Here is a 432-nt window from a genome sequence, read left to right on the forward strand (position 1 = left end):
ATCGTAAAGATCTCCGAATTTCTTCTTGGGGCCGTCGGTTGGGCCCCCTTCAAATTCCTGCAAGCTCGACAAGCCGAGGCGAACACCGCTTTCGCCATCTTTCGCGAACTTAAACCCGAGCCAAAAAGCCAGATGCGCCTCTTCGGGCGCAAACTTCTGCGATTTCGGTATCCGCACCGTCCAAAGCGCTCGCCCGAACAACTCGCAGAAATGAGCGGCAGGGTAGAGTGAAAACTGATCTAGCCAAATGCCGTTTGATCGTCCGGCGACCCTGTCGGCGACCCAGATATCGAACTTCGTGGGCTCTCTCGTTTCGTGATCAAGTTCCCCTGAGGCGATAGCGGGAGCGATTTCGACTGATCTGATCCCCGGAAACTGGACCGTTTGAAGCTGGAGTTTTCCGCTACGCTTCCTTGGCTGGAAGAGGAGTGG

The 432-nt window shown here is 55.6% G+C and carries 1 protein-coding gene; it reads left to right on the plus strand.

Translation table 11 applies throughout. From position 1 onward, the window contains the following. A partial coding sequence (locus tag BMI87_RS22730) for a hypothetical protein (RefSeq protein WP_210402520.1) occupies positions 1 to 231 on the plus strand: 231 nt, incomplete at its 5' end. Between the last annotated feature and the right edge of the window lie 201 nt (positions 232 to 432).

The organism is Thioclava sp. F28-4, assembly GCF_002020045.1.
Lineage (GTDB): Bacteria > Pseudomonadota > Alphaproteobacteria > Rhodobacterales > Rhodobacteraceae > Thioclava > Thioclava sediminum.